Raw genomic sequence first — 24,828 nt, forward strand, 5'->3', positions numbered from 1 at the left:
CCCGACGACGTGATCGTGAAGACACTCGCGGCACCGCCCCGTACGGGCCCCGCCCGCGCCGCGCTGGTCCTGGGCGCGGCCGGGACGGTCCTGTTCGCGGCGGTCCTGCTCAGCCTGGTCGCGGGCAGCAAACCCACCTCACCGGTCGAGGTGTGGCAGGTGTTCCTCGGCGAGGCCGACCCCCACACCACCGCCGTGGTCGAGAGCCGCTACCCGCGCACCCTCCTCGGCATCGTGGCCGGGGCTGCGCTGGCCCTGTCCGGCACCCTCATGCAGGGGGTGACCCGCAACCCGCTGGCCGACCCCGGCCTGCTGGGTGTCAACGCGGGGGCGGCCGCCGCGGTGGTCACCGCCACCGCCCTGCTCGGCCCCGCATCCACCACCGCCACCGTCTGGTGGGCCCTGCCCGGCGCGCTGCTGGCCGGGTTGGCCGCGCACACGGTGGGCACCCGCGGTGGCGACGGCGGCATGGTCCGCCTGGTGCTGGCCGGTGCGGTGGTCTCGGCGGTGCTCATGGCCTACGTCCAGGCGGTCTCACTGAGCATGCCCGACGTCTTCGACAGCTACCGCTACTGGGTGGTGGGCTCTCTGGCCGGTCGCGGCTACGACGTGGTCCTCGCCGTCCTGCCGGTGATCGGGGCGGGGGTCCTGCTCGCGCTGCTGGTGATGGGGTCGCTCAACGCCCTGGCCCTGGGGGAGGAGGCGGCCGTGGCCACCGGCGCCAACGTGTTCCTGGCGCGCTCGGGAGGGCTGCTCGCGGGCACCGTGCTCGCTGCCGGGGCCACTGCGGCGGCGGGCCCGATCGCCTTCGTTGGCCTGGCCGTCCCGCACGTGGTGCGCGGGCTGGTCGGGGTGGACTTCCGTCTCCAGGTGCCCTTCGCACTGTTGGTCGGCCCCTCCCTGCTGCTGGTCGCCGACGTCGTGGGCCGCGTCCTGGTGCGGCCCATGGAACTCATGGTGGGCGTGGTCACCGCCTTCGTGGGGGCGCCCGTGCTGTTGTACGTGGTCCGGAAGTCGAGGTCGGCGACGTGAACCACCCGCTGCGATCCGCCTCCGCGTCCGACCGGGCCTCCGAAGCCCCGACCGGCACCCCGCCGGAGCCCTCGCCCGCACCGCGTCCGCCGTTCCCGGTCCTGCGCCTGGGCCGCCGCGTCGCGCTGCCCCTCCACCGGCGCTCACTCGTGGTGGGCCTCCTCGTTCTGGTGCTCCTGCTCGCGGCGGCCGCCGCCACCCTGAGCCTGGGACGGCTGGGAGTGCCCCTCACCCAGCTGCCCGCGGTCCTGTCCGGGCGGGGTGAGGCCACGCACCTGTTCGCCCTCGAACGGCTGCGCGGCCCCCGGCTCTCCGTGGCCGTGGGAACGGGCGTCGCCCTGGGACTGGCCGGGGCGCTCTTCCAGTCCGTGACCCGCAACCCGCTGGGCAGCCCCGACGTGATCGGACTGGGCGCCGGTGCGGGGGCGGGCGCCGCCCTCGCCGCGCTCATGTTCCCGGGGATCGTGCCGGTACCCCTGGGGGCGTTGGCCGGGGCCGCCCTGGCGGTGGTGGTCGTGGCCGCGGTGACCGGCACCGGGCTGCGCGACCCCGGACGGCTGATCGTCGCGGGCATCGGTGTCGCCGCCATGGCCCAGGCCTTCACCCACTTCGTGGTGTCGGTGATGGCCCGCGACAAGGCCAGTGTCCTGGCCGCCTATGTCAACGGCAGCCTGGGGGCCCGCTCCTGGGAGCACTCCACCACCATCTGGCTCACCCTGGCGCTGGCGATCCCGCTGGTCGTGGCCCTGGCCGGAGCCATCACCGTCAACGAGATGGGCGACGAACTCGCCGACTCCCTCGGCGCCCGGGCCGCGAGCAGCCGCACCGCGGCCGTCGTCCTGTCCGTGGTGCTGTCGGCGGCGGCGGTGAGCGTGGCCGGGCCGATCGCGTTCGTGTCCCTCACCGCGCCGCAGATCGCCCGCAGGCTCAGCGGCGCGCCAGGACCCAACCTGGCGCTGTCCGGCCTGGTGGGCGCGCTCCTGCTGGTGTCCGCCGACCTGGCCGTCCAGCACGCGCCCGTCGCGGAGGGCCTGCCCGTGGGCGTCCTCACCCTGGCGATCGGCGGCGTGTACCTGGGCTACCTGCTCATCCGTGAATGGCGAAAGGGACGACTGTGAGCCAAGAGACCGCCCCGGTCCTGGCGGCCGAGGGCCTCACCCTGGGCTACGGCGCGGACCCGGTCGTGCGCGACCTGGACCTGACCATCGCCGAGGGCGAGTTCACCGTGATCGTGGGCCCCAACGGCTGTGGCAAGTCCACCCTGCTCAAGGCGCTGGGACGGGTCAACCGGCCGAGCACCGGAAGGGTGCTCCTGCACGGCCGGGACGTGCGCGCGCAGCGGCCCAAGGCGGTCGCCCGCCAGCTGGCGCTCCTGCCGCAGAGCCCGTTGGCGCCCGAGGGGATCACCGTCCGCGCGCTGGCGGCGCGCGGACGCTTCCCCCACCACACCCTGTTGCGGCAGTGGAGCCCGGAGGACGAGACCGCCGTCTCCCGTGCCCTGGAGCTCGCCGGGCTCACCGACCTCGCCCAGGTCCAGGTGGGGTCGCTCTCCGGAGGGCAGCGCCAGCGCGCCTGGGTGGCGATGGTCCTGGCGCAGGACAGCGGCACCCTGCTGCTGGACGAGCCCACCACCTACCTGGACATCGCGCACCAGTACGACCTGCTGGAACTCTTCGCCGACCTGCACCGAAGCGGTCGCACGGTGGTCGCGGTCCTGCACGACCTCGCCCAGGCGGCCCGGTTCGCCACGAGGGTGGTGATGATGGACGGGGGAGCGGTGGTGGCCGACGGCACCCCGGAGGAGGTCGTCACAGCCGAGCGGGTGGCGTCGGTGTTCGGGCTGGCCTGCGACGTGGTCCCCGACCCCCGGACCGGCACCCCGTTGGTCATCCCGCACGAGAGGGCGCCCGCGTCAGCCTGACCTCAGGAGGGCCCTTCGGGCTCGGCGTCCGTGGTCACCGGATCCGGCGGGGTTCGCTGGTCACGGGCGGCCTTGTACTCCTCCCAGTGCTCCAGCAGCACGTCGTGGTAGCCGTCGAGCCAGGTCATGTAGTCGTACATGTTGTGCAGCCGGGTGCGGGAGGACTCGCCCAGGTCCGGGAGGCGATCGAGCGCCGAGGCGGCGAGGTCGCGCTGTTGGCGCAGGTAGGAGCGCTCGTTGCGCAGGAACCCGCCCCAGACGTCCTCGTCCATGCTGATCAGCCGTGAGCGGTGGTCGGGGGAGTCCACGAGAGTGACGAACCCCAGCTCGCGCAGGCGGCGGACCGACTGCGAGACCGAGCCCCGGCTCACCCCCGCGCCCTCGGCGACGGCCTCCGCGCTGACCGCGTCCCGGTCGGCCACCAGCAGGTAGCCCACGATGCGGCCCTCGGCCTTGGGCCGTCCCTGGGACTGCCAGTAGGCGGCGAAGCGGGCGACGAAGTCGTCGCGGAACGCCTCCGCGCCGTCCCGTCCACCGCACCCGCCTCCAAAGCCCGCTCCCCCCGTACACCCTGCGTCATGGGGGCCACGATATCGCCCACGCGGGCGGCCTTCCGTCGGTCGGGGCAGGTTCGCTCAGGGGGCGGCTCAGGGGGCGGTGCGCAGCGACTCCGGCCTGGCGTTCGCGGGTCGATTACACGCCCACCTCGTCGCCTTCGCCCTCCGGTCGGCTGCTGGCGCGTGCTCGGGGTACCATCCGGTCGGTATGCTGGCCGGGTTGGTGTTCGACACCCCGCCGGGGGAACCGTGGGGGACACGAGGTGAGGCGGGACATGGCGCGAGGACGGCGGACGACCGAGGTCGAAGCCGGGCGCGGATCCGTGCCCGAACGACTGCTGGAGGCGGCCACCCGGCTCTTCGCTGAGCAGGGGTTCGAGAGCACCTCGGTGCAGGAGGTCGTGGCTGCGGCGGGCGTCACCAAGGGGGCGATGTACCACTACTTCGGCTCCAAGGACGACCTGCTCCACGAGGTCTACGCCCGCGTCCTGCGGATGCAGACCGAGCACCTCCGGGAGATCTCCTCGCGTGAGGCGCCCGTGGCCGAACGGGTCCACGCGGCCGCCGCTGACGTCATCGTCACCAGCGTCGCCAACATGGACGACACCAAGATCTTCTTCCGTTCCATGCACCAGCTCGCGCCCGAGAAGCAGCGCAGCGTGCGCGCCGAACGCCGCGGATACCACGAGATCTTCCGCGCGATGATCGAACAGGGCCAGAACGAGGGAGTCTTCCGCACCGACGTTCCCGCGGACCTGGTCGTGGACTACTTCTTCGGTTCCGTGCACCACCTGGGCACCTGGTACCGGCGCGACGGCGAGCTCACCGGCGACGACGTGGGCCGCCACTTCGCCGACCTGCTCGTCGCGGGCCTGCGCCCGCAGACCTGAGCGGTGGAGGGGCCCAGCGGCGGTGGGTGACACGCACAGGGGCCGGGGTGCGTACCGCCCCCCGGCCTCTCACGTGGACCCGCACGCGCGGCTACCGGCGTTCCTCTCTCACGCGTACTTGCGCAGCTCCGCGCGGGCCAGCGAGCGCAGGTGCACCTCGTCCGGACCGTCGGCCAGCCGCAACGAGCGCACCCCCGCCTGCCACCCGGCCAGCGGGGTGTCCTGGCTGACCCCGGCCGCGCCGTGCGCCTGCACGCACCGGTCCAGGATCCACTCGACCGTGCGCGGGGTGGCGATCTTGATCGCCTGGATCTCGGTGTGCGCCCCCTTGTTGCCCACGGTGTCCATCAGGTAGGCGGTCTTGAGCACCAGCAGACGCAGCTGCTCGATCGCCACCCGGGCCTCGGCGATCCACTCCCGGACCACGCCCTGCTCGGCCAGCGGGCGGCCGAACGCCACCCGTCCCAGCACCCGCTTGCAGGTCAGCTCCAGGGCGCGCTCGGCGATGCCGATCGAACGCATGCAGTGGTGGATGCGCCCGGGGCCGAGGCGGGCCTGCGCGATCGCGAACCCCTCGCCCTCGCCGCCCACCAGGTTCCCCACCGGCACGCGGACGTCCTCGAAGAACACCTCGGCGTGGCCGCCGTGGTCGCTGTCGTGGTAGCCGAACACGCTCATGCCGCGCTCGATCCGCAGCCCCGGGGTGTCCCGCGGCACCAGCACCATGCTCTGCTGCCGGTGCCGCTCCGCGTCCGGATCGGTCCGGCCCATCACGATGAGGACCTCGCAGGCCGGGTTGAGCGCCCCGGTGATGAACCACTTGTGCCCGTTCACCACGTACTCGTCGCCCTCCCGGACGATCCGGGTGGTGATGTTGGTGGCGTCGGAGGAGGCCACCTCGGGCTCCGTCATCGCGAAGGCGGACCGGATCCGCCCGTCCAACAACGGCTCCAGCCACCGCTCCCTCTGCTCGGGGGTGCCGAACATCGTCAGCACCTCCATGTTCCCTGTGTCCGGGGCGGCGCAGTTGAGCGCCACCGGGGCCAGCTGGGGACTGCGCCCGGTGATCTCGGCCAGCGGAGCGTACTGGAGGTTGGGCAGACCGCCGTGCTCGGGGTGCCCGGCGAGGAAGAGGTTCCACAGCCCCCGTCGGCGGGCCTCGGCCTTGAGTTCCCCGACCACCGGCGGGACCGCCCAGGGGTCCTCGCGCTCGGCCAGTTGGGCGGCGAACACCGGTTCGGCCGGGTGGACGTGCTCGTCCATGAAGGCCAGCAGCCGCTCGCGCAGCTCCTCGGTCCGGGCGTCGAATGCGAAGTCCATCGGTCCTCAGTCCTCCCTCAACACGGAGTGGGCGCGCCGCACCAGGGGGACGACCACGTCGCCGATCCCGTCGAAGCCCGATCCCACGGTCAGTCCCCGCTCGTGCCGGTAGTGGATGCCCTCGGCGATCACCGCGAGCTTGAAACAGCCGAAGGCCACGTACCAACCGAGCCGGGACACGTCCCGGCCGGTCGCGGCCGCGTACATCCGGGCCAGCTCGGGGGAGGAGGGGAACCCCTCCGCCGAGGTGGCCGGTCGCCCACCGCCGGTCACCGGCTGCTCCCGGTAGACCAGCATCAGGCCGAGGTCGACGAGGGGGTCGCCGAGGGTGGCCATCTCCCAGTCGAGGACGGCGGTGAGCCGCCCGTCCTGGGTGACCAGCACGTTGTCGAGCCGGTAGTCACCGTGCACGATCGCGGGCGCGCCCTGTTCGGGGAGCGTGGCGGCGAGACGGTCCCGCAGTTCGTCGATCCCGGGGAGGTCCCGGCTGCGGGAAGCCTCCAGCTGCCTGCTCCACCGGCGCACCTGGCGTTCCAGGAAACCCGCCGGGCGGCCGAAGTCGTCCAGGCCCACCTCCCCGGGGGCCACGGCGTGCAGCTCGCCCAGCGTGGTGATGAGGGAGTCGGCCACGGCGCGGACCCCCGGGGCCCCGAGCGGCGCGATCTCGTCCAGGGTGCGCAGGGGCGTGCCCGCCATGTGCTCCATGACGTAGAAGGGCGCCCCCAGCACGTCGGTGTCCTCGCAGAGCAGGTGGGTCCGCGGTACCGGTACGGCGGTCTCCCGCAGCGCGGTCATCACCCGGTACTCACGGGGCATGTCGTGGGCGGTGGCGAGCACGTGCCCGAGCGGAGGGCGGCGCACCACCCACGAACCGGTGCCGTCGGTGACCGTGTAGGTGAGGTTGGACTTGCCTCCGGTGATCACCCGCCCCCTGAGCGGTCCCGCGACCAGCCCGGGCACCCGGCGGTCCAGGTGGGCGCGCAGCCTCCCCAGGTCCAGGCCGGGCAGTTCCTCGCTCATGCCTGCTCCTCGGTGGTGAACACCCGCGCCTGGATGCGGCGCATACCGGCCAGCCAGGCGTCGGTGTCGGTGGCGCGGGCGGCGTAGTAGTCGGCGACCCGGGGGTGCGGAAGGATCAGGAAGCGCCCGTCGGCCAGCCCCGCGATCACGGCGTCGGCGACCTCCTCGGCGCTGATGGCCTCCCCGGCCAGGATGGCCTGCCCCTCCGGTCCGCTGGCGTCGAGCATGTCGGTGCGCACGCCCAGGGGACACAGGCACTGGGTGGTGATGCCCCGGTCACCGTAGGTGGCCGACATCCACTCGCCGAAGGCCAGCGCGGCGTGCTTGGTCACCGAGTACGGGGCGCTGCCCAGCATGCTGAGCAGCCCGGCGGCGGACACGGTGGTGAGCAGGTGACCCCGGCCGCGCTCCAACCACCCCGGCACCAGCGCGCGGGCGGCACGCACGTGCGCCATCACGTTGACCTGCCAGGCGAGTTCCCAGTCGGCCTCCGGCGCCTCGGGTCCGCCCGTGACGGCGACCCCGGCGTTGGCCACGTACAGGTCGATGCCGCCCAGCCGTTCCTCGGCCTCGGTGATCAGGGCGGTCACGCCCTCCTCGCTCGCGGCGTCACCGGGGACGGCGGTCCCACCGATCTCCCGGGCCACGGCCCGGGCGGCGTCCGCGTCCAGGTCGTTGACCACGACGCGCGCCCCCGCGTCGGCCAGTCGGCGGGCGACGGCCGCTCCGATCCCGTTGCCGCCGCCGGTGACCACGGCTCCGATCCCGTTCGGTTCCATGCCGTTCACATCCCTCCGGTGAGGGTGACCCCACCGTCCAGCACGAGGGTGCGGCCGGTGACCCACGCGGCGTCCTCGGAGAGCAGGAAGGCGACCGCGCCCGCGACGTCCTCGGGCACGCCGAGGCGACCGAGCGGGTACTGGGCGGCGACCTTCTCCTCCCGTCCCTCGTACAGTGCCTCGGCGAAGCGGGTCTTGACCACGGCGGGGGCGACCCCGTTCACGCGGACGCCCGGGCCCAGTTCGACCGCGAGCTCCTCGGTGACGTGGGTGAGCATGGCCTTGGTGGCGCCGTAGAAGCCGATGCCGGGAGCGGGTTTGGTCCCGGCCACGGAGGAGACGTTGACGATGGCGCCGCCGTGCTCGGCGAACCACGCGCGGTGGGCCCTTTGGACCCAGGAGATCGCGGCGAGCACGTTGACCTCGAAGATCTTGCGGGCGGCGTCGAGGTCGAGGTCGACCATACGGCCGTAGACCGGGTTGATGCCGGTGTTGTTGACGAGTAGGTCCACGCTGCCGAAGGCGTCCAGGGTGGCGGCGATCGCGGTGTCCTGGTGTTCGGGGTCGTCGGCCCGGCCGGGGATCCCGATGGCGTGTTCGGGGCCGCCTAGGGCCTCGACGGCCTCCCGCAGGGGTTCGGGCTTGCGCGCGGTGACGCACACGCGAGCCCCCTCGGAGATGAGCCGCTGGGCGACGGCCAGGCCGATGCCGCGACTGGCACCGGTGATGATGGCGGTGCGCCCGCCGAACCGCGATGTCATGCGTACTCCCTAGACCGACTGGTCGGTATGTCACGGAGACTCTATGTCCGCGAGGGCGCGTGCCGCAAGGGGACCGCGGGCAGGCCAGGGGACAATGAATCGGACGAGGGCGCGGTCGCCCGCGTCGCGCACACAGGAGGTTCCACCATGGCCACCGAGGTCACCGACGTTCCCGAGCGCCGCCGCTACGAGGTCAGAGCCGACGGGGAGGTCGCCGGGTACGCGGAGTACATCCTCACCGACGAGCTGATCACCTTCACGCACACCGAGATCGACCCCGCCTTCGAGGGGCGGGGGCTGGGCAGCGTCCTCGTCCGCGAGGCGCTGGACGACGTGCGCACTCGCGAGCTCGCCGTGCTGCCGCTGTGCCCCTTCGTCAAGGGGTGGATCGAGCGCCACCGCGAGTACGCCGACCTCGTGTACCGGTGACGGGCCCGCACGGAAGGGAGCCGCGAGCGTGAGTACCGACTACGGGCGCGAGATCGCCTTCGGGGTCTTCCCCTCCCCGAACGCTGACCCGGACTCCCTGCGACGGACCTGGGAGGTGGTCGGGGCGGCCGAACGCGGCGGCCTCGACTTCGCGGGGTTTCAGGACCACCCCTACCAGCGCCGCCACCTCGACACCTGGAGCCTGATGGCCACGGCGCTGGCCCGCACCGAGCGGCTGCGGGTCTTCCCCGACGTCGCCAACCTGCCCCTGCGGCCGCCGGCGGTCATGGCCAAGAACGCCGCCAGCCTGGACGTGCTCTCCGGTGGCCGGTTCGAGCTCGGCCTGGGCGCCGGGGCGTTCTGGGAGGCGATCGAGGCGATGGGCGGTGAGCGCCTGACCCCGCGCGAGGCCGCCGACTCCCTCCTGGAGGCGATGGAGGTGATCCGGCTGATGTGGTCCGACCAGCGGTCGGTCCGCTTCGAGGGGGAGCACCACCGGCTCGCCGGGGTCAAGCCGGGGCCCGCGCCCGTACACGACATGGGGATCTGGCTGGGAGTGGCCGGCCCCCGGCTGCTGGGCGCGGTGGGTCGCGGCGCGGACGGCTGGGTGGCCTCGCACGCCTATGTCGGACCGGACCGGTTGCCGCAGGCGCACGCCCGGATCGACGCGGGCGCCGCCGAGGCCGATCGGGACCCGGCGTCCGTGCGCCGCGTGTACAACCTGTGGGGCACCATCACCGGCCACGGCGTCCAGGGCGATCCGGGTGATCCGCTGCGCGGTCCGGTGGAGGCGTGGGTGGAGGCGATCACGGGGTTCGTGCTGGAGCACGGCATGGACACGTTCGTGCTGGGTCCGGCGGAGGACTCGGCCGCCCAGGTGGATCTCTTCGCCGCCGAGGTGGCTCCAGCGGTCCGCGAGGCGGTGCGGGCGGCGCGGACCTGACGGGCCGGGGCGATTCCTCCGTTCCGGGGCACCGATCCGGAACGGAGGAATCGGGCAATAGTGAATCTACTTCGTAAAGGTGGCGAGGTGGAGGATCCGCTCCCGGGGCGTCTTCCTTGATGCCTTCGGCGGTGCCAGCGGAGCCCCTCCGTGCGAGCGGCCGTCTTCCTACTGCTGCGCCCCGCTACGCGGACACCGCGGGCGTCCGTCAAGGGTGCTGGCGGGCGACGGGTGGAGGGAACGGTCCACCGAACAGCACATCTAGGCCGAGGGGTCGAGCGTCAGTTTGCCCACGGTCCCGCGGGACCGCAGGTCCTCGTGAGCGCGCCGGGCCTCGGAGAGGGGATAGATCGTCCCGAGCACCGGCCGGAGGGCTCCCTCCGAGACCAGGCCGAAGAGCTCCCTCATCGCCTGACCGACCACGTCGCCCGGCAGCAGGAAGGCGTGCGGCAGCCACATGCCCCCCACCGAGGCGGAGTGCCGCATCAGGTTGGGCAGCTTCACCGGGGAGGGCAGCTCGCGCGAGGCCATGCCGTAGAAACCCAGTCGGCCGAACGGCGCCAGCGCGTGCAGGCTCTCGTCGGTGATCCGGCCGCCCACCATGTCCAGGACGATGTCCACCCGCCTGCCCTCGTTGGCGTCGATCAGTGCGGTGGTCATGTCCGGAGCGGAGGAGTCCACGACGGCGTCCGCGCCCAGCTCCAGGGCGAGGTCGCGCTTGTCCCCGGTGCTCGCGACGGCGATCACCCGACCGGCGCCGAACCGCTTGGCCAACTGCACGGCGAGGGTGCCCACGCCGCCGCCCGCGGCGTGCACCACGACCGACTCCCCGGGTTCGATCCGGGTGGTCCTGCGCAGCAGAACCCAGGCCGAGGCGCCCTGCACGATCAGGGCGAGTGCGGCCGCGTCGGTCACGTCGTCCGGGATGTCGTAGGCCAGGTTGGGGTCGGCCGCCGCTCGCTGCGCGTACCCCCCGCCCCCGTTGAGCAGGGCCACGACCCGGCGGCCGTCCGCGGTGCGCCCGGCGACCTCGCTGCCGGGGACCATGGGCAGCGACGAGGGGGAGAGATAGCTGTTCTCGGCCTGGTGCGTGTCGGCGAAGTTCACCCCGCTGAGGGCGACGTCGACCAGGACCTGGCCGGGGCCCGGCTCCGGGTCCGGCAGCTCCGTGGGCACGAGGACCTCGGGTCCGCCGAACTCGGTGATCTGGATGGCGCGCATGGTGGGCCCTTCCTGATGGTGGAGCGGTGTCGGGCGCACATCATACCGACCAGGTGGTATGTACCGTGGGTGTACCCCTTCCATGGGCGTGTGGCGTCAGGAACGGAACAGGCCCCTCGCCCGCGGTCGGTCACCGGGACGAGGGGCCTGTGCGCGTGTGGCGGTCGCTACCTGCGGCGAGAGGAACCGCCACTGGAGCGCCCGCCTCCGGAGCGGCCGCCGCTCGACCGGCTGGAACCGCCCGAACGGCCGCCACTGGACCGGCTGGACCGGCTGGAACCGCTCCCCCCGGACCTGCGGAAACCACCCGAGGCGCGGGCCGCCCCGCCCCGCGAGACGGAACTCCGGGACGAGGTGCCGCGCGACGCTGAGGCGCTCCGTGACGATGAGGACGAGGTCCCCCTTGAGGAGGTCCCCCGTGACGATGAGGTGCCGCGCGAGGAGGACGACCCGCGGGAGGAACTGCGCGAGGAACGGTTGATCCCCATGGGCAGGCTCCAGGAGGAGCCGCCGGAGCTCCCGGTCATCCCGTCCTTGGCGCGTGCGGCCGTCCTGTTCCCCGACACGTCCCGCTTGACCCTGGCGGCACGGGAGGTGCCTCCTCCGCCATGGGAACGTCCCTGGCGTTCGCGGCGGGAGGTGGAGCCGCTCGCCGGGGCCTCCGACCTCGAGGCGAACCCCGCCCCGCCCCTGCGCTCCACCCTCGGGGTCCTGGTGGCACGGGGCGCGGGGGCCTCGGAGCGGCTGGACAGCGGTCGGTAGCCGCGCCGGGAACCCCCGACGGACGCGCTGGGGGTCGCGCGGGACCGGCGGCGCACCGGCTGGAAGGTGTGGACCACCAGCGGGCGGCGCTGGCGCCGGGTGACCACGTAGCCGCGCCGGGGGTGGTGCCAGTGGTGGCGCGGCTGGTACCCGTACTCGGGGTAGCGGCGGAAGTCCGCGTAGTGCGAGTGATAGAACTCCGGTTCGCGCTCGTGCAGCAGCACGTCGATGGTGATCGCGGCGCCGATCACCAGGCGGCGCAGCGGCCAGGGCAGGTCGAAGGCGAACTCCAGCGCGTAGCGGTCCTCGGTGGTGAAGAACTGTCCGCCCAACCCGGGGTGCTCCTTGCCGATCCGGGCGATCTCGATCCCGGCGTGGTCGAGGACGGTGAAGTCCCAGCCCCTCCAGTCGCCCCGGATCTCGGCGACGGTGTGGCCCCGGGGGTCGTTGAGTCGGAACCGCGAGCCCAGGAAGGAGCGGTCCTGGACGATGCTGCCGTAGGGCTCGTTGTGCGGGCCGCTCACGTGGATGTAGGGGCGGCCGCGGTCCCAGGGCTTGTCCAGGGTCAGGAGGGGGTGGCCGTCGGGCGCGTAGATCGTGAACCGGTGCGGAAGCTGCGAGCTGCGCCGGTGGGAGTGCGACCACGCGGTCATGTGTTCGTTCACGTACGCGAGCGGCTGGCCGTGGTCGCTGAGGACCTCGTAGTGGCCTTCGGCGGCGAACAGGCGGCGGGGTTGTTCGACCAGCAACACGGGCGCGGTGAACAGGGGTGCGTGCATGTGGGGGCCTTTCCGGCGCCGTCGGCCCGTGGGCGACGTGGTCGGTTGGGTGCGAGGCGGTTGGGTCTGCGCAGCGGGGAAATTCGGGATAATCCAGCTGAAAACCTATCGTCGCTTCGACGACGCGGTGCCCTCGCGGGTTCCGCCTGTTCGCGTGGGTCTTGCGCGGACAAACCTAACGGTGTTAGGTGGTGGTATCGACCCCCTGGAGGCATCCGTGAACGCCGAGCACATCGTGGAGACCGCGAACGGACCGGTGCGCGGCACCTCCTCCCCCCGGTCCGAGGACGGACGGGTCACCGTGCACCGGGGCATCCCCTACGCCGCCGCGCCCTTCGGGGAACACCGCTTCACCACCCCCGCGCCCGCCCCGGCCTGGGACGGGGTCCGCGACTGCACCCAGCCCGGTCCGCCCGCGCCGCAGAGCGCCAGCTTCATCGGTACCGAGCCCTGGGACGCGGGCACCTCCCTGGACTGCCTGGTCCTCAACGTCTGGTCGCCGACCACCGGGATCGGCCCCGAGGACGGCACGGCCCCGGTCATGGTGTGGATCCACGGCGGCGCCTACATCGTCGGCTCCGGTTCCGAGGCCACCTACGACGGCACCCGTCTGGCCGAGACCGGGATGGTCGTGGTCAGCGTCAACTACCGGTTGGGCTTCGAGGGCTTCGGTCACGTCCCCGGCCGCCCCGACAACCGGTGGCTCCTCGACCAGGTCGCCGCACTGCGCTGGGTCCGTGACAACATCGCCGCGTTCGGCGGGAACCCGGCCGACGTCACCATTGCGGGGGAGTCAGCCGGGGCCGGTTCGGTGGTCTGCCTGATGGCCTCACCCGAGGCGCGCGGGCTCTTCCACCGCGCCATCGCCCACAGCGTTCCCGGCGACATGATCACCGTGGACACCGCGCGCGAGGTCGCCCGGGGTGTGGCCGACATCGTCGGGGTGCCGCTGGAGGCCGGGGCCCTGGCCGGGGTACCGGCGGAGAAGCTGCTGGCGGCGACCGACACGATCCTCTCCGGCACCGGAAGGACCGGCAAGGGCGTGCGGACCAAGGCGTTCACCTGCTACGGGCCCGTGGTCGGCTGCCCCGAACTGCCCGAACCGCCGCTCGAAGCGATCGCTCGGGGCGTCGCGGCCGACGTGGCGCTCCTGGTGGGCCACAACACCGACGAGTTCACCCTCTTCACCGGCCTGGGCCAGAAGGTGGAGGTCGAGGACGAGTCGGCCCTCGCGGTCACCGCCGACCGCCTCGGTCTGGGGGAGGACGCGGTGGAGGTCTACCGCGCGGCCCACCCCGAGGCGTCCCTCGCCGAGCTGTACGTCGCGATGCGCGGTGACGCCATGTTCTGCGAGTACTCCACCCGTGTCGCCGAGGCGCAGGCCGCGGCGGGCGGCAGCGCCCACCTCTTCCGGTTCGCCGCGCGCAGCCGGGTCCTGGAGGGCACCCTGGGGGCCTGCCACGCCTTCGACCTGCCCTTCGCGTTCGGGAACATGGACTGCGAACTGGCCCGGTTCCTGTGCGACGGCCCCCCGGACGCCGCCCACCTCGCGCTGTCCGACAGGATGACGGCGGCCTGGAGCGCCTTCGTGTCCGGCGGCGACCCCGGATGGGGTCCGGTCCGGCCGGGAACGACCACGGCCCGGGTGTGGGACCTGAAGGACTCACTGAGCGAGGGGGGCCGCTCCCCGCTGCGCGCCCTGTGGTCCGGGGCGACCTTCGCGCCGAGGTAGCTCCCGCATCCCCGTGGGCTCCGGTGGTCGATAGCATTCGATTACGGGGTTTGGTACTGGTGTGACGGGGGTCGATTCGTGGTGGAAGACGTTCCGGAGGCGTTGCTGGCGGCTCGTGACGACGTCGCGCGCTTCCTCCTCTCGTACAAGTTCGCCATCGACACCGTGATGGCGAAGGTCAACATCCTCAACGAGGAGTTCCGCTACACCCACGACCACAACCCGATCGAGCACGTGAGTTCCCGGCTCAAGACCCCGTCCAGCATCATGGAGAAGGCGCGGCGGCGCGGGGTGCCCTACGACCTCAACGAGATCCGCGGGTCCATCCTCGACATCGCCGGGATCCGCGTCACGTGCAGTTTCGTCTCGGACACCTACACGATCCGGGACATGCTGGCCGGGCACGAGGACATCCGGGTGATGGAGGAGCGCGACTACATCCGCTCACCCAAGCCGAACGGCTACCGGAGCCTGCACCTGTTGGTGGAGACGCCGGTGCGGATGTCGGACCGGACCGAGGACGTGCCGGTGGAGATCCAGATCCGCACCATCGCGATGGACTTCTGGGCCAGCTTGGAACACAAGATCTACTACAAGTACGGGAAGTCGGTTCCGGTCGGTCTGCTGGACGAGATCCGCGAGGCGGCCGAGACCGCCAACCAGCTGGACGTGACCATGGAGCGCCTGCACGGCGAGGTCCGGGAACAGGGGGACCGGGCCAGGGGGCCGCTGCCCGGCCCGGAGGAGCTGCGCAAGCTGCCCCTGGCCGACGAGCTGCTGCGGGCGCTGGCCCAACGGGTCAACTCCGAGCGCTCCGACTGACCGGCGGGTCGAAGGACCCGGCCAGTACGCGCGCGACACGTGCGGGTCGTCCACTGTCGGCCGCCAGGTGTCCGAGGCCCTCGGACTCCACCCGGCTGGCGCGTGCCAGAGCCCCCTCCAGGGCGTCCAAGGCCTCCCGTGGGTCGTCGGCGCTTCGGGGCCTTGACACGGATCCGCCGCGCGCCACGTGGATCGCGGTCACGTCCGAAGCAGGGGAAAGGGGTCCCCGACCGGCGGGAACCCCCTCACCACACCTCGCGCGGCCCCCTCCTCGTGGGGGCGGCGCGCGTTACTTGCCCAGGCCCGCGCGGCGGAGGGCGTCGGCCATCGCGCTCGAGGGCGCCGGCGCGTTGTCCCGTCCTCCGTTGCCGCGGCCGCCGCCGTTGCCACGGCCGCCGTTGTTCTGACGACCGCCGCCACGGCGCTGCTCACTGCCGCGACCGCCCCCACGGGGCTGGCCGCCGCCCTCGCCGCCACGGTTGCCGCGCTCGCCGCGACCGCCGCCCTGACCGCCGGCGGCCGGGGCGTCGTCGTCCAGGCGCATCGTGAGCGAGATGCGCTTGCGCGGGATGTCGACCTCGCGCACCTTGACCTTGACGATGTCACCCGGCTTGACGACGTCGCGCGGGTCCTCCACGAACTTGTGCGACAGCGCCGACACGTGGACCAGTCCGTCCTGGTGCACGCCCACGTCCACGAAGGCGCCGAAGGCGGCCACGTTGGTGACCACTCCCTCCAGGATCATGCCCTGCTCCAGGTCGTCCAGCTTCTCCACGCCCTCCTTGAAGGTGGCGGTGGTGAAGGCGGGACGCGGGTCGCGGCCGGGCTTCTCCAGCTCGCTGAGGATGTCGGTGACGGTCGGCAGGCCGAAGGTGTCGTCGACGAAGTCCTCGGGACGGACACCCTTCAGGGCCTTCTTGTCACCGATCAGCGAGGGCAGGTCGCTGCCGGTCCGGTCCAGGATGCGCCGCACCACCGGGTAGGCCTCGGGGTGCACCGCGGACGTGTCCAGCGGGTCGTCGCCGCCCGGCACGCGCAGGAAGCCCGCGCACTGCTCGAAGGCCTTGGGGCCCAGCCGGGGCACCGAGCGCAGGGCCTCGCGGCTCCGGAACGGGCCGTTGGCGTCACGGTGCGACACGATGTTGCGGGCCAGGGTCGAGGTCACGCCCGAGACCCGGGTCAGCAGCGGGACGGAGGCGGTGTTGACGTCCACGCCCACGCCGTTCACGCAGTCCTCGACCACGGCGTCCAGCGAGCGCGACAGCTTCGCCTCCGCGAGGTCGTGCTGGTACTGGCCCACGCCGATGGACTTGGGGTCGATCTTGACCAGCTCGGCCAGGGGGTCCTGGAGGCGCCGGGCGATCGAGGCGGCGCCACGCAGGGACACGTCCAGGTCCGGAAGCTCCTCGGAGGCGTAGGCCGAGGCCGAGTACACGGAGGCGCCCGCCTCCGACACCATCACCTTGGTGAGCTGGAGTTCGGGGTGGCGCTTGATGAGGTCGCCCGCCAGCTTGTCGGTCTCACGCGAGGCGGTGCCGTTGCCGATCGCGACCAGCTCGACGTCGTGGGCGGAGCACAGCTTGGCCAGGCGGTCGATCGAGCCGTCCCAGTCGCGACGCGGCACGTGCGGGAAGACGGTGTCGGTGGCCACGACCTTGCCCGTGGGGTCGGTGACGGCGACCTTCACGCCGGTGCGCAGGCCCGGGTCCAGGCCCAGGGTGGACCTGCTTCCGGCGGGCGCGGCCAGCAGGAGGTCGCGCAGGTTGGCGGCGAACACGTTGACGCCGTCGTCCTCGGCCTGCTGCCACAGGCGCATGCGCACGTCGATGTCGAGACGGACCAGGATCCGGGTGCGCCAGGCCCAGCGCACCGTGTCCTGGAGCCAGCGGTCGGCGGGGCGGCCCCGGTCCACGATCTCGAAGTGGGAGGCGATGGCGTTCTCATAGGAGCTGCGGGGGACGGTGCCGTCCGCGCCCGCCTCGGGGGTCTCCTCCGGCTCCAGGTTGAGGGTGAGGACCTCCTCCTTCTCGCCCCGGTACATGGCCAGGACCCGGTGGGAGGGGAGCGCGGTGAGGGGCTCGGAGAAGTCGAAGTAGTCCGCGAACTTGGCCCCGGCCTCCTCCTTGCCCTCGCGGACCGTCGAACCCAGACGGCCCTTCTCCCACAGCCGTTCACGCAGCGTGCCGGTGAGGTCGGCGTCCTCGGCGAACCGCTCCACCAGGATCGAGCGGGCCCCGTCGAGGGCGGCCTTGACGTCGGTCACGCCCTTGTCGGCGTCGACGTAGGCGGCGGCGACCTCCTGCGGGTCCTGGTTCGGATCGCCGATCAGCCCCTCGGCGAGCGGTTCGAGACCGGCCTCGCGCGCGATCTGGGCCTTGGTGCGGCGCTTGGGCTTGTAGGGGAGGTAGATGTCCTCCAGACGGGCCTTGGAGTCGGCCTCGTTGATCCGGGCCTCCAGAGCGTCGTCCAACTTGCCCTGGGAACGGATCGACTCCAGGATCGCGCTCCGGCGTTCGGCCAGTTCACGCAGGTAGCGCAGCCGCTCCTCCAGGGCGCGCAGCTGGGCGTCGTCCAGCGCTCCGGTGGCCTCCTTGCGGTACCGGGCGATGAAGGGCACGGTCGACCCGGCGTCGAGCATGTCGACGGCGGCACTGACCTGGTGCGCGCCCACGCCGAGCTCCTCGGCGATGCGCTGGTCGATCGTGGGTGTCACAGGGGTCGTCACGAGTTAACGTCCACTCTCTGGCTGTTCGGTGCGCGGACATTCTCGCGGTGCGCGGGACCGTTGTCATCCCGGCGCGTCGCCGTCCGCACTCCCAGGTTCCCGCACGATCACCCCTGCCCGGACCCGGGGGCGTGTGGAGGCGGGTAGGGAAGCCGGGCGGGTTCGGGTGGTTCGGTGGGATTAGTGGTGAATGAGGTTTGTGAGGCGTGTGTGGAGGCGTGACTCAGGGGCCGGTGCCGTCGAGGTAGTCGGGGGCGTAGTACTCGTCCACGGGGAGCGGGCCCCGGTAGCCCTGGCACATGCACTGGCGGTAGGTGGAATTGGCCTGGCCGGTCCAGCGGCCGGGGATGACGACCTGGGTCTGGCAGCGCTTCGTCTCGTGGTCGTGGAAGACCAGGTTGTGGCCGCAGCCGCAGACCGGCTGGGGGGTGCGCTGCCCGCGGTCCGGGATCTGCGGGGTGCCCTGGTGCTGCTGGAGTTCGCGGCGGGCCTCGCGGCGAGCGGTGCGCCGCCCCGCCAGGAAACCGGCGGCCGCGATCGCCGCGCCGATGACCATGAAGAACGGCTCCATGAGCTGACACCCTCCTCGGTTCCGGGGTCCCGTCCCGCCACGGGGTTGCGCCCATTGTCGCCCATGGGTGCGCTTTTCAGGGGGTGGGGTGCCCCGGTAGGTCGAACCCGTACGTCGAAAGTTTTCCAAAGAAAGCTCTGCAAAGTTCTTTTTGCAAAGAAGTCTTTGGAGTACGGTTCAGGCATGTACGAGGAAGAGCAGCCGGAAGCGACGGAACCGGATCACGCGTCCATGGAGGTGGGGGCCGAGGCCCTGCGCGGGCTGGCCCACCCCCTGCGGGCCCGCATCCTGGACGAACTCACTCTCGAGGGGGCCGCGACCGCGACCATCCTGGCCGAACGACTGGGCGAGAGCAGCGGCTCCACCAGCTACCACCTGCGCCAACTCTCGCGGTACGGGTTCGTCGAAGCCGACCCCGGCCACAGTGGGCGCCGCGACCGCTGGTGGCGCATCCGCCCCGGCGGCTGGCGCATGAGCGGTCTCGACCACCTGCGCAACCCGGCCACCCGCGAGGCGGCCGAGATCGTCCTGGACCGCTACTACGGCGGCCGACGCGAACGGCTCGACCAGTGGCGGAACCGGGTCAGGACACAGCCGGACGACCCGGTGGTGCGGCGCTGGCAGACGGCCATGCAGGACTCCCTGTCCCACGCGCGGATGACCCCGGAGGAGACCGAGGAGTTCGCCGGAGCGCTCCAGGAGTTCGTCCGGTCCTGGACCCGCCGCTTCGAGGGCCGCACCGCCCGGAGCCACCCCGACACCGAGTCGGTGGAACTGCACACCGACCTGTTCCCCCACCTCGGCGGGGCGCCCGACGCGGACGACGGGAAGCCCCCGGCACGGAGCGGCGAGGACGACGGCCCCACGTCTCGCTGACCAGGCGAAGCCGTGACGCCACCTGAACCCACCCCCCACTCAGGAGCCCCATGACCACCGCACCTCCCACCACGCGCCCACCCCGGTCCGAACGCCTCGGCGCGGACTTCCACCGCTTCTGGGGCGCCGGGGTGTTCACCAACCTGGCGGACGGCATGCTCGTCGTGGCGCTGCCGCTGATCGCGGTCTCCCTCACCCAGGACCCGCTCCTCGTCGCGGGCCTCACCGCCGTGCGTTTCCTGCCCTGGCTGCTGCTGGCCCCGCTGTCGGGCGTACTCATCGACCGGGTGCACCGCGTGCGGGCCATGGTCGTGTCCAACACGGTCGCCACCCTGGTCATGGCCGGTCTCATCCTGGCCGTGGTCACCGGGAGCCTGTCCGTGTGGCTGCTGTACGCGGCGATGTTCGCGCTGATCTGCTGTGAGACCGTGACCGACCCGGCGAGCCGGATCGCCGTGGTCCAGCTGGTCCCGGCCCGGTTGCTGGACCGGGCCAACAGCCGGGTGGAGGGAGGCCGACTGGTCGCCCAGGAATGCCTCGGCCGCCCGGTCGCCGGGTTCCTGTTCGCGGCCGGTGCCGTCGCGCCCCTGGTGGGGATCGCGGGATCCTACGCGCTGTGCGTGGTGCTGCTGTGCGCCGTGCCGCTGGTGTGGCGCCGCTCCGTTCCCAGTGAGGGGGAGCCCGCGCGGACCGAGGGCTTCCTGCGCTCCACCGGTGAGGGGTTCCGGCAGGTCCTCGGCGATCCGATCCTGCGCGGCAACATGCTCTGCAACGCCGGGATGATGGTCGGCGCGAACATGGGCGGCGCGGTGCTGGTGCTCCACGCGCAGGACGGCCTCGGGGTTCCCGCAGTGTTCTTCGGGGCCTTCATGACCTCCTCCGCGATCGGGGGAGTCCTCGCCAGTCTGACGGCCGACCGGGTGATCACCCGCTTCGGCAGACGAACGTCCGTGATCGGCGGCTACCTGGGGATGGCCGTCTGCTTCACGGGCGTGGCCCTCGTCGGAGAGCCGTACTCGGCCTTCGCGCTGCTCGCGGTGTCCGGCTTCTGCATGGTCGTGTCCAACATCGCCGCGAGCCCCTACCACCAGACCGTGGTCCCGGACGCCGTGCGCGGCCGCGTCGCGGGGGTCAGCCGGATGATCGGCTGGGGCGTCACACCGCTCGGCGCCCTGGCGGGCGGACTGCTCGGCCGGATCGACCTCGCGCTGGCCTTCCTCCTGGGCGGTGTGATCATGGCCGGCACCGTTCTTCTGTCCCGGCGGGTGATAGCCGAGACCGCCCGCCGCGCGGACCTGGCCCTGACCGAGGCCGCCGTGCGGCCCGTGTTCGATGAGGAGAACCGATGACCACCACTCCACCCGCCCCGAAGGTCCCCGGAGCCCCGGAGCGGGAACGGTTGAGTGGCACCTTCCACCGCTTCTGGGCCGCGGGGGTGTCCACCAACTTCGGGGACGGGCTCCTGGCCGTCGCCCTCCCCCTCCTCGCGGCCACCCTCACCGGGGACCCGCTTCTGGTCGCCGGGCTCACCGTGGCCCGATTCCTGCCCTGGCTGCTCGTCGCGCCCCTCAGCGGGGTGCTGCTGGACCGGGTGGACCGCCTGCGGGCGCTGGTGGTGTCCAACACCGTGGCCGCGGCCACGGTGGCACTGCTGGCGGTCGCCCTCGCCAGCGGACACGCCACGGTGTGGGTCCTGTACGCGGCGATGTTCGTGGTGATGTGCTGCGAGACCATCAGCGACCCCGCGAGTCGTCTCGGCCTCACCCGGCTCGTCCCGCGAAGGCTGCTGGACCGGGCCAACAGCCGAGTGGAGGGCGGTCGACTGGTCGCCCAGGAGTTCGGGGCCGCCCCGGTGGCCGCCGTGCTGTTCGCCGTGGCCGCCGTGATCCCCGTGGCCGGGGCGATGGTCTCCTACGCCCTGTGCGCGGTGCTGGTCGGCACGGTCGTCGTCATCCTGCGCCGAAGGCCCCTGGACCACCAGGTGGAGCAACCCCGGGAGGGGGATGAGGCCTCCTCACGCGGCCCGTTGCGCGACCTCGCGGAGGGGCTGCGCTACGTCTTCGGGGACCGGCTGCTGCGACGCCTGGCGGCGTGCAACGCCGGGACCATGATCGGGCTGAACACGGGCCTGGCTGTGCTGGTCCTGTACGCCGGTCAGCGCCTGGAACTGCCCGCGTCCCTGTACGGGGTCCTCGTCGCGGGGCTGGCGGTCGGAGGGGTGTCGGGCACCTTCGTGGTCGGCTGGGTGCTGCGCCGGCTGGGGCGGCGCACCGCCTTCCTGGGCGGTTACCTCGGAGCGGCCGCCGTCCTGCTGGGACTGGGGGTGACCACCCACGCCGCCGTGGCGGGCCTGCTCCTCGTGGGGATGGGCCTGTGCATGGCCGTGTCCAACATCGCCGGTTCGGTCTTCTTCCAGAGCGTGGTGCCCGACCGCATCCGGGCCAGGGCGGGCAACGTCCACCGTGCCGTCGGTTGGGGCGCCACCCCGGTGGGCGCGCTGCTCGGCGGGGTGCTGGGCCGGATCGACCTGGGCCTGCCCTACCTGGTGGGCGGCGTGATCGTCGGTCTCGTCGTGCTGTGCCACGTGCGCACCATCTTCGAGACCTCCGACCTGTGTGACCGCGCCGTGAGCGAACAGGAGAGCCGACCGGTCCAAGGGTGACCGGGGGTTACCGACGCCCCGGTCCGGCCCCTACGACGGGACCGGACCGGAGCGCGTGGGCTCAGGCCTCGGCGCGCAGCTTCTTCAGCGTCCGCACGTCCTCGGCGTGCGGACCCTCCGGGCCCGGGGTCTCCAGGGTGATGGGGACACCCGCGGTCACCGGGTGACGGAACAGCTCCGTGAACGGCTTGGCGCCGATGTGGCCCAGACCGATGTTCTCGTGCCGGTCCCTGTTGCTGCCGCAGGGCGCCTTGGAGTCGTTGCCGTGGATCAGCTTGAGCCGGTCGGCGCCGACCACCTCGCCGAAGCGGTCCATCGTCTCGCGCATGCCCTCGACGGTCGAGATGTCGTGACCGGCCGCGAACAGGTGCGCGGTGTCCAGGCACACGCCCACGTTGGAGTGCCAGTCCAGGGCCTCCAGGTAGGGGACGAGGTCGTCGACCGTGGCGCACAGCACCTGGCCCTGCCCGGCCATCGGCTCCAGCAGCACCGGCGGGACGTCGTCGCCGAGCCGCTCCAGCAAGGGGAGGATCCGGGAACGGACCCGCTCCAGTCCGGCCTCGCGCCCGCCCGAGACCGCCGAACCGGTGTGCATCACCACGCCGAGGGCGCCGATTTCCGCACCGCGCCGCAGGGCGTGCTCCAGGGAGACCAGCGACTTCTCGGCGGTCTCCTCGTTGGGGGCGCCGGGGTTGATCAGGTAGGGGGAGTGCACGAACACGGGCAGGTCCGTGCGCTCCCGCATCTTCGCGTCCTGCGCCGGGTCGCCCGCGTTGGTCGCCCAGCCGCGCGGGTTGGACACGAAGACCTGGACGGTCTCCGCGCCGATCTGCTGTGCGTACGCCAGGCCCTTGGTGGCCATGCCGCCCGCCACGGGCACGTGCGCCCCGATCGGGGTCCGGGGCCGCTTCTGCTCAGTGTTGTTCATCGCGAACCAACTCTAGGGCCGACCAGCGGGTGGGCGTGGTCTGCGGTGTCCCACTCGGCGCGGCGTCCTCACGCGGCCCGGCCGGTCAGGACCGGTCGCGCAGTTCGGCGAGCAGGTCGGGGAGTTCCCACAGCACGGTGACGTGTCCGTGCCCGGGGAGCACGCGAAGCTCGGCCCCCGGGACCAGGCCCGCGGTGTGCCGCGAGTGCGCGATCGGAACGATCGTGTCCGCGTCACCGTGCACCACGACGAACGGGGAGTGCGCGGCCGCCGGGTCGAAGGCCCAGGGGCGGCCCTGCACCCAGGAGTCCTGGGTGTAGCCGCCCACACCCTGGGCGAACGCGTCCTTGGCCGCGGCCGCCAGGTGCGGGACGTACCGAGAGGCGAACAGCCGGCTGTCGGGTTCGGGCCACTCGGTCGGAGAGGAACCCAGGTGGCGCTCGCCCCACTCCAGGGCGGCCCGCTCGTCCGGCAGGCGCATCATGGCCCGCTCGACCTCGGAATAGCCCTCCCAGCCGGGTTCCCACGCGAAGTCGGTGACCCCGCCCAGGACGACGGTGCCGCGCACACGCTCCGGCAGCAGGGCGGAGACGGCCACACCGTAGGGCCCGCCCGAGGAGTGCGCCGCCACCAGGAAACGGTCGACGCCGAGGGAGTCGGCGAGCGCGGCCGCGTCGTCGACCCAGCCAGTGAGAGTGCGCCCGGGGGCGGGGGAGGAGCCGCCGTAGCCGGGCCGGTCGGCGGTGATCACCCGCAGCCCGGCGGCGGCGAACGCCTCGTCCTGGTCGCCCAGGTTGCGTCGGCTCATCGGGGCGCCGTGCGCGTACAGGACCGGGGTCCCCGCCGGGTCGCCGATGTCGGTGTAGGCGACCGTGCGCCCGTGGAGTTCGACCGTCGCGTCCCGCATGCCGCACGCACCCTCTTCCCTCGACCTCATCGCACGCTAGACGCCGCGGTCGACGCCCACAAGGCGGAACGGGCGTCGGATCGGTCGAGGAGGAAAGTGGAGTCGCACCCCTCGGTGCCGACCGGTGCCGGGTGGATCCGCGCGGAGCCCCTGGAGCTGTGACAGTACGGGGCGACGGCGCCCTCCCCCCGACACCGGCGCACCCGCCGAGGCCGAGGAACGGCTGAGAACCGGAGACGCCCCTCTGCCGCGCCCGTCCCGTTGACCGCCGGTCCGGACGGAGCGCTAGTCTCGTGCCCGTGAGCACCTCGACCGCGCAGCCCTTCACCCTGTCCGACGTCACCGCCGCCTTCGAGGAGGTCTACCCACCCCAGTGGGCCGCCTCCTGGGACGCGGTCGGCCTGGTCTGCGGGGACCCCGCGCAGCCGGTGGAGCGCGTCCTGTTCGCGGTCGACCCCGTGGACGCGGTGGTCGACGAGGCAGTGACCTGGGGCGCGGACCTGATCATCACGCACCACCCGCTGATGCTGCGCGGCGTCACCAGTGTCGCCGCCAACACCCCCAAGGGCCGGATCGTGCACCGCCTGATCCGCTCCGGGGTGGCCCTGTACACCGCGCACACCAACGCCGACACCGCCGCACCCGGGGTGTCCGACGCCCTGGCCCGCGCTGTCGGCCTCACCGGTCCGCTGCGACCGCTGGACCCCGACTCCACCGACCCCGAGGGACGGCGCGGAATCGGCCGCGTCGGCGAGCTGGACGAGCCCATGGTCCTGCGGGACTTCGCGGCCCGGGTGGCCCAGGGGCTGCCCGCCACCGCCGGGGGCGTCCGCGTGGCCGGTGACCTGGACCGCCTCGTCACCACCGTCGCGGTCTCGGGCGGGGCGGGCGACTCCCTGCTCGGCGCCGCCCGCGCCGCCGAGGTGGACGCCTACGTCACCTCCGACCTGCGCCACCACCCCGCCTCGGAGTTCGTCGGGGAACCGGGCGGCCCGGCACTCGTGGACACCGCCCACTTCGCCAGCGAGTGGCCGTGGCTGGCCGACGGCGCCGCCCACCTGGCCGACGCCCTCCGGCGCACGGGCGGCCCGAATGGGGCTAACGTGGAGACCCGCGTGTCGACCACCGTGACAGATGCCTGGTCACGGACCTTCCCACACGCGTAGCACCCCCTCGACGACCACAACTGCA

At 72.6% G+C, this 24,828-nt stretch carries 23 protein-coding genes; 12 read left to right on the forward strand and 11 right to left on the reverse strand.

Annotated features, from left to right (window positions below; genetic code table 11):
- Window positions 1–9: 9 nt before the first annotated feature.
- The 3 genes from BDW27_RS17150 to BDW27_RS17160 are packed head-to-tail and all read left to right on the forward strand — an operon-like array spanning window position 10 to window position 2,953.
- Window positions 10–1,032 (forward strand): iron ABC transporter permease, encoded by a 1,023-nt coding sequence (locus tag BDW27_RS17150; RefSeq protein WP_110050235.1) that lies wholly within the window; start codon window positions 10–12, stop codon window positions 1,030–1,032.
- Window positions 1,029–2,150 (forward strand): FecCD family ABC transporter permease, encoded by a 1,122-nt coding sequence (locus BDW27_RS17155; RefSeq protein ID WP_370446527.1) that lies wholly within the window; start codon window positions 1,029–1,031, stop codon window positions 2,148–2,150. The genes BDW27_RS17150 and BDW27_RS17155 overlap by 4 nt, the downstream gene beginning before the upstream one ends.
- Window positions 2,129–2,953: an ABC transporter ATP-binding protein gene (locus BDW27_RS17160; protein ID WP_040693925.1), complete on the forward strand. Its 825-nt coding sequence runs from the start codon at window positions 2,129–2,131 to the stop codon at window positions 2,951–2,953. The genes BDW27_RS17155 and BDW27_RS17160 overlap by 22 nt, the downstream gene beginning before the upstream one ends.
- Before the next feature lie 2 nt (window positions 2,954–2,955).
- Here the strand turns inward: BDW27_RS17160 and BDW27_RS17165 are convergent, their stop codons facing one another.
- Window positions 2,956–3,582, reverse strand: coding sequence for a GbsR/MarR family transcriptional regulator (locus tag BDW27_RS17165; RefSeq protein ID WP_370446531.1), 627 nt, complete (start codon window positions 3,580–3,582; stop codon window positions 2,956–2,958).
- 203 nt (window positions 3,583–3,785) lie between these two features.
- On the opposite strand from BDW27_RS17165, the gene BDW27_RS17170 reads away from it, so the two are divergent.
- The gene (locus tag BDW27_RS17170; protein ID WP_017545040.1) at window positions 3,786–4,400 is read left to right on the forward strand and encodes a TetR/AcrR family transcriptional regulator; all 615 of its coding nucleotides are present in this window, start codon (window positions 3,786–3,788) and stop codon (window positions 4,398–4,400) included.
- Window positions 4,401–4,508: 108 nt separating this feature from the next.
- Here the strand turns inward: BDW27_RS17170 and BDW27_RS17175 are convergent, their stop codons facing one another.
- From BDW27_RS17175 to BDW27_RS17190, 4 genes are read right to left on the reverse strand one after another with little or no spacing between them, the layout of a single operon-like run.
- On the reverse strand, window positions 4,509–5,720 hold the full coding sequence (locus BDW27_RS17175) for an acyl-CoA dehydrogenase family protein (protein WP_110050236.1): 1,212 nt from the start codon (window positions 5,718–5,720) through the stop codon (window positions 4,509–4,511).
- A 6-nt stretch (window positions 5,721–5,726) separates the two neighbouring features.
- Window positions 5,727–6,740, reverse strand: coding sequence for a phosphotransferase family protein (locus BDW27_RS17180; protein ID WP_110050238.1), 1,014 nt, complete (start codon window positions 6,738–6,740; stop codon window positions 5,727–5,729).
- Window positions 6,737–7,519, reverse strand: coding sequence for an SDR family oxidoreductase (locus BDW27_RS17185; RefSeq protein WP_110050486.1), 783 nt, complete (start codon window positions 7,517–7,519; stop codon window positions 6,737–6,739). Before BDW27_RS17185 ends, BDW27_RS17180 begins: the two co-directional genes overlap by 4 nt.
- A gap of 5 nt (window positions 7,520–7,524) precedes the next feature.
- Entirely contained in the window at window positions 7,525–8,280 is a 756-nt protein-coding gene (locus BDW27_RS17190) for an SDR family oxidoreductase (protein WP_110050240.1), read from the reverse strand.
- Window positions 8,281–8,427: 147 nt separating this feature from the next.
- On the opposite strand from BDW27_RS17190, the gene BDW27_RS17195 reads away from it, so the two are divergent.
- Together BDW27_RS17195 and BDW27_RS17200 are read left to right on the forward strand one after the other, a co-directional pair.
- Window positions 8,428–8,709 (forward strand): GNAT family N-acetyltransferase, encoded by a 282-nt coding sequence (locus tag BDW27_RS17195; protein WP_017545035.1) that lies wholly within the window; start codon window positions 8,428–8,430, stop codon window positions 8,707–8,709.
- Between the two features lie 28 nt (window positions 8,710–8,737).
- Window positions 8,738–9,652 carry an LLM class flavin-dependent oxidoreductase gene (locus BDW27_RS17200; RefSeq protein WP_110050241.1) on the forward strand — a complete coding sequence of 305 codons (915 nt, stop codon included), beginning with the start codon at window positions 8,738–8,740 and terminating at the stop codon, window positions 9,650–9,652.
- A gap of 261 nt (window positions 9,653–9,913) precedes the next feature.
- On the opposite strand, the gene BDW27_RS17205 is transcribed toward BDW27_RS17200, so the two are convergent.
- A complete protein-coding gene (locus BDW27_RS17205; RefSeq protein ID WP_110050243.1) occupies window positions 9,914–10,873 on the reverse strand; it encodes an NADPH:quinone oxidoreductase family protein in 960 nt (319 codons plus the stop codon).
- Window positions 10,874–11,040: 167 nt separating this feature from the next.
- Window positions 11,041–12,414, reverse strand: coding sequence for an LURP-one-related/scramblase family protein (locus BDW27_RS17210; protein WP_110050245.1), 1,374 nt, complete (start codon window positions 12,412–12,414; stop codon window positions 11,041–11,043).
- A gap of 217 nt (window positions 12,415–12,631) precedes the next feature.
- On the opposite strand from BDW27_RS17210, the gene BDW27_RS17215 reads away from it, so the two are divergent.
- Together BDW27_RS17215 and BDW27_RS17220 are read left to right on the forward strand one after the other, a co-directional pair.
- Window positions 12,632–14,146, forward strand: a complete 1,515-nt coding sequence (locus tag BDW27_RS17215) for a carboxylesterase/lipase family protein (protein ID WP_110050246.1) — start codon at window positions 12,632–12,634, stop codon at window positions 14,144–14,146.
- A gap of 78 nt (window positions 14,147–14,224) precedes the next feature.
- Window positions 14,225–14,968: a GTP pyrophosphokinase family protein gene (locus tag BDW27_RS17220; protein ID WP_026129341.1), complete on the forward strand. Its 744-nt coding sequence runs from the start codon at window positions 14,225–14,227 to the stop codon at window positions 14,966–14,968.
- 289 nt (window positions 14,969–15,257) lie between these two features.
- Here BDW27_RS17220 and BDW27_RS17225 read toward each other — a convergent pair whose 3' ends face one another.
- Window positions 15,258–17,693: a Tex family protein gene (locus BDW27_RS17225; RefSeq protein WP_110050248.1), complete on the reverse strand. Its 2,436-nt coding sequence runs from the start codon at window positions 17,691–17,693 to the stop codon at window positions 15,258–15,260.
- 223 nt (window positions 17,694–17,916) lie between these two features.
- Entirely contained in the window at window positions 17,917–18,264 is a 348-nt protein-coding gene (locus tag BDW27_RS17230) for a hypothetical protein (protein ID WP_017545028.1), read from the reverse strand.
- 183 nt (window positions 18,265–18,447) lie between these two features.
- Between BDW27_RS17230 and BDW27_RS17235 the strand changes: the two genes are divergently transcribed.
- From BDW27_RS17235 to BDW27_RS17245, 3 genes are read left to right on the forward strand one after another with little or no spacing between them, the layout of a single operon-like run.
- Complete coding sequence (locus BDW27_RS17235; RefSeq protein WP_017545027.1) at window positions 18,448–19,140, forward strand: helix-turn-helix transcriptional regulator; 693 nt, start codon at window positions 18,448–18,450, stop codon at window positions 19,138–19,140.
- 50 nt (window positions 19,141–19,190) lie between these two features.
- Window positions 19,191–20,489 (forward strand): MFS transporter, encoded by a 1,299-nt coding sequence (locus BDW27_RS17240; RefSeq protein WP_110050250.1) that lies wholly within the window; start codon window positions 19,191–19,193, stop codon window positions 20,487–20,489.
- Complete coding sequence (locus tag BDW27_RS17245) at window positions 20,486–21,802, forward strand: MFS transporter (RefSeq protein ID WP_110050252.1); 1,317 nt, start codon at window positions 20,486–20,488, stop codon at window positions 21,800–21,802. The genes BDW27_RS17240 and BDW27_RS17245 overlap by 4 nt, the downstream gene beginning before the upstream one ends.
- A gap of 61 nt (window positions 21,803–21,863) precedes the next feature.
- Here the strand turns inward: BDW27_RS17245 and BDW27_RS17250 are convergent, their stop codons facing one another.
- Window positions 21,864–22,730 carry a deoxyribonuclease IV gene (locus tag BDW27_RS17250; RefSeq protein WP_110050254.1) on the reverse strand — a complete coding sequence of 289 codons (867 nt, stop codon included), beginning with the start codon at window positions 22,728–22,730 and terminating at the stop codon, window positions 21,864–21,866.
- 85 nt (window positions 22,731–22,815) lie between these two features.
- Window positions 22,816–23,637, reverse strand: a complete 822-nt coding sequence (locus BDW27_RS17255) for an alpha/beta fold hydrolase (RefSeq protein ID WP_110050256.1) — start codon at window positions 23,635–23,637, stop codon at window positions 22,816–22,818.
- Window positions 23,638–23,930: 293 nt separating this feature from the next.
- Here BDW27_RS17255 and BDW27_RS17260 point away from each other — a divergent pair, with 293 nt between their 5' ends.
- Window positions 23,931–24,803: a Nif3-like dinuclear metal center hexameric protein gene (locus tag BDW27_RS17260; protein ID WP_017545021.1), complete on the forward strand. Its 873-nt coding sequence runs from the start codon at window positions 23,931–23,933 to the stop codon at window positions 24,801–24,803.
- Window positions 24,804–24,828: the final 25 nt, after the last annotated feature.

It is taken from the genome of Nocardiopsis sp. L17-MgMaSL7, assembly GCF_003182025.1.
GTDB classification, from domain to species: domain Bacteria; phylum Actinomycetota; class Actinomycetes; order Streptosporangiales; family Streptosporangiaceae; genus Nocardiopsis; species Nocardiopsis prasina.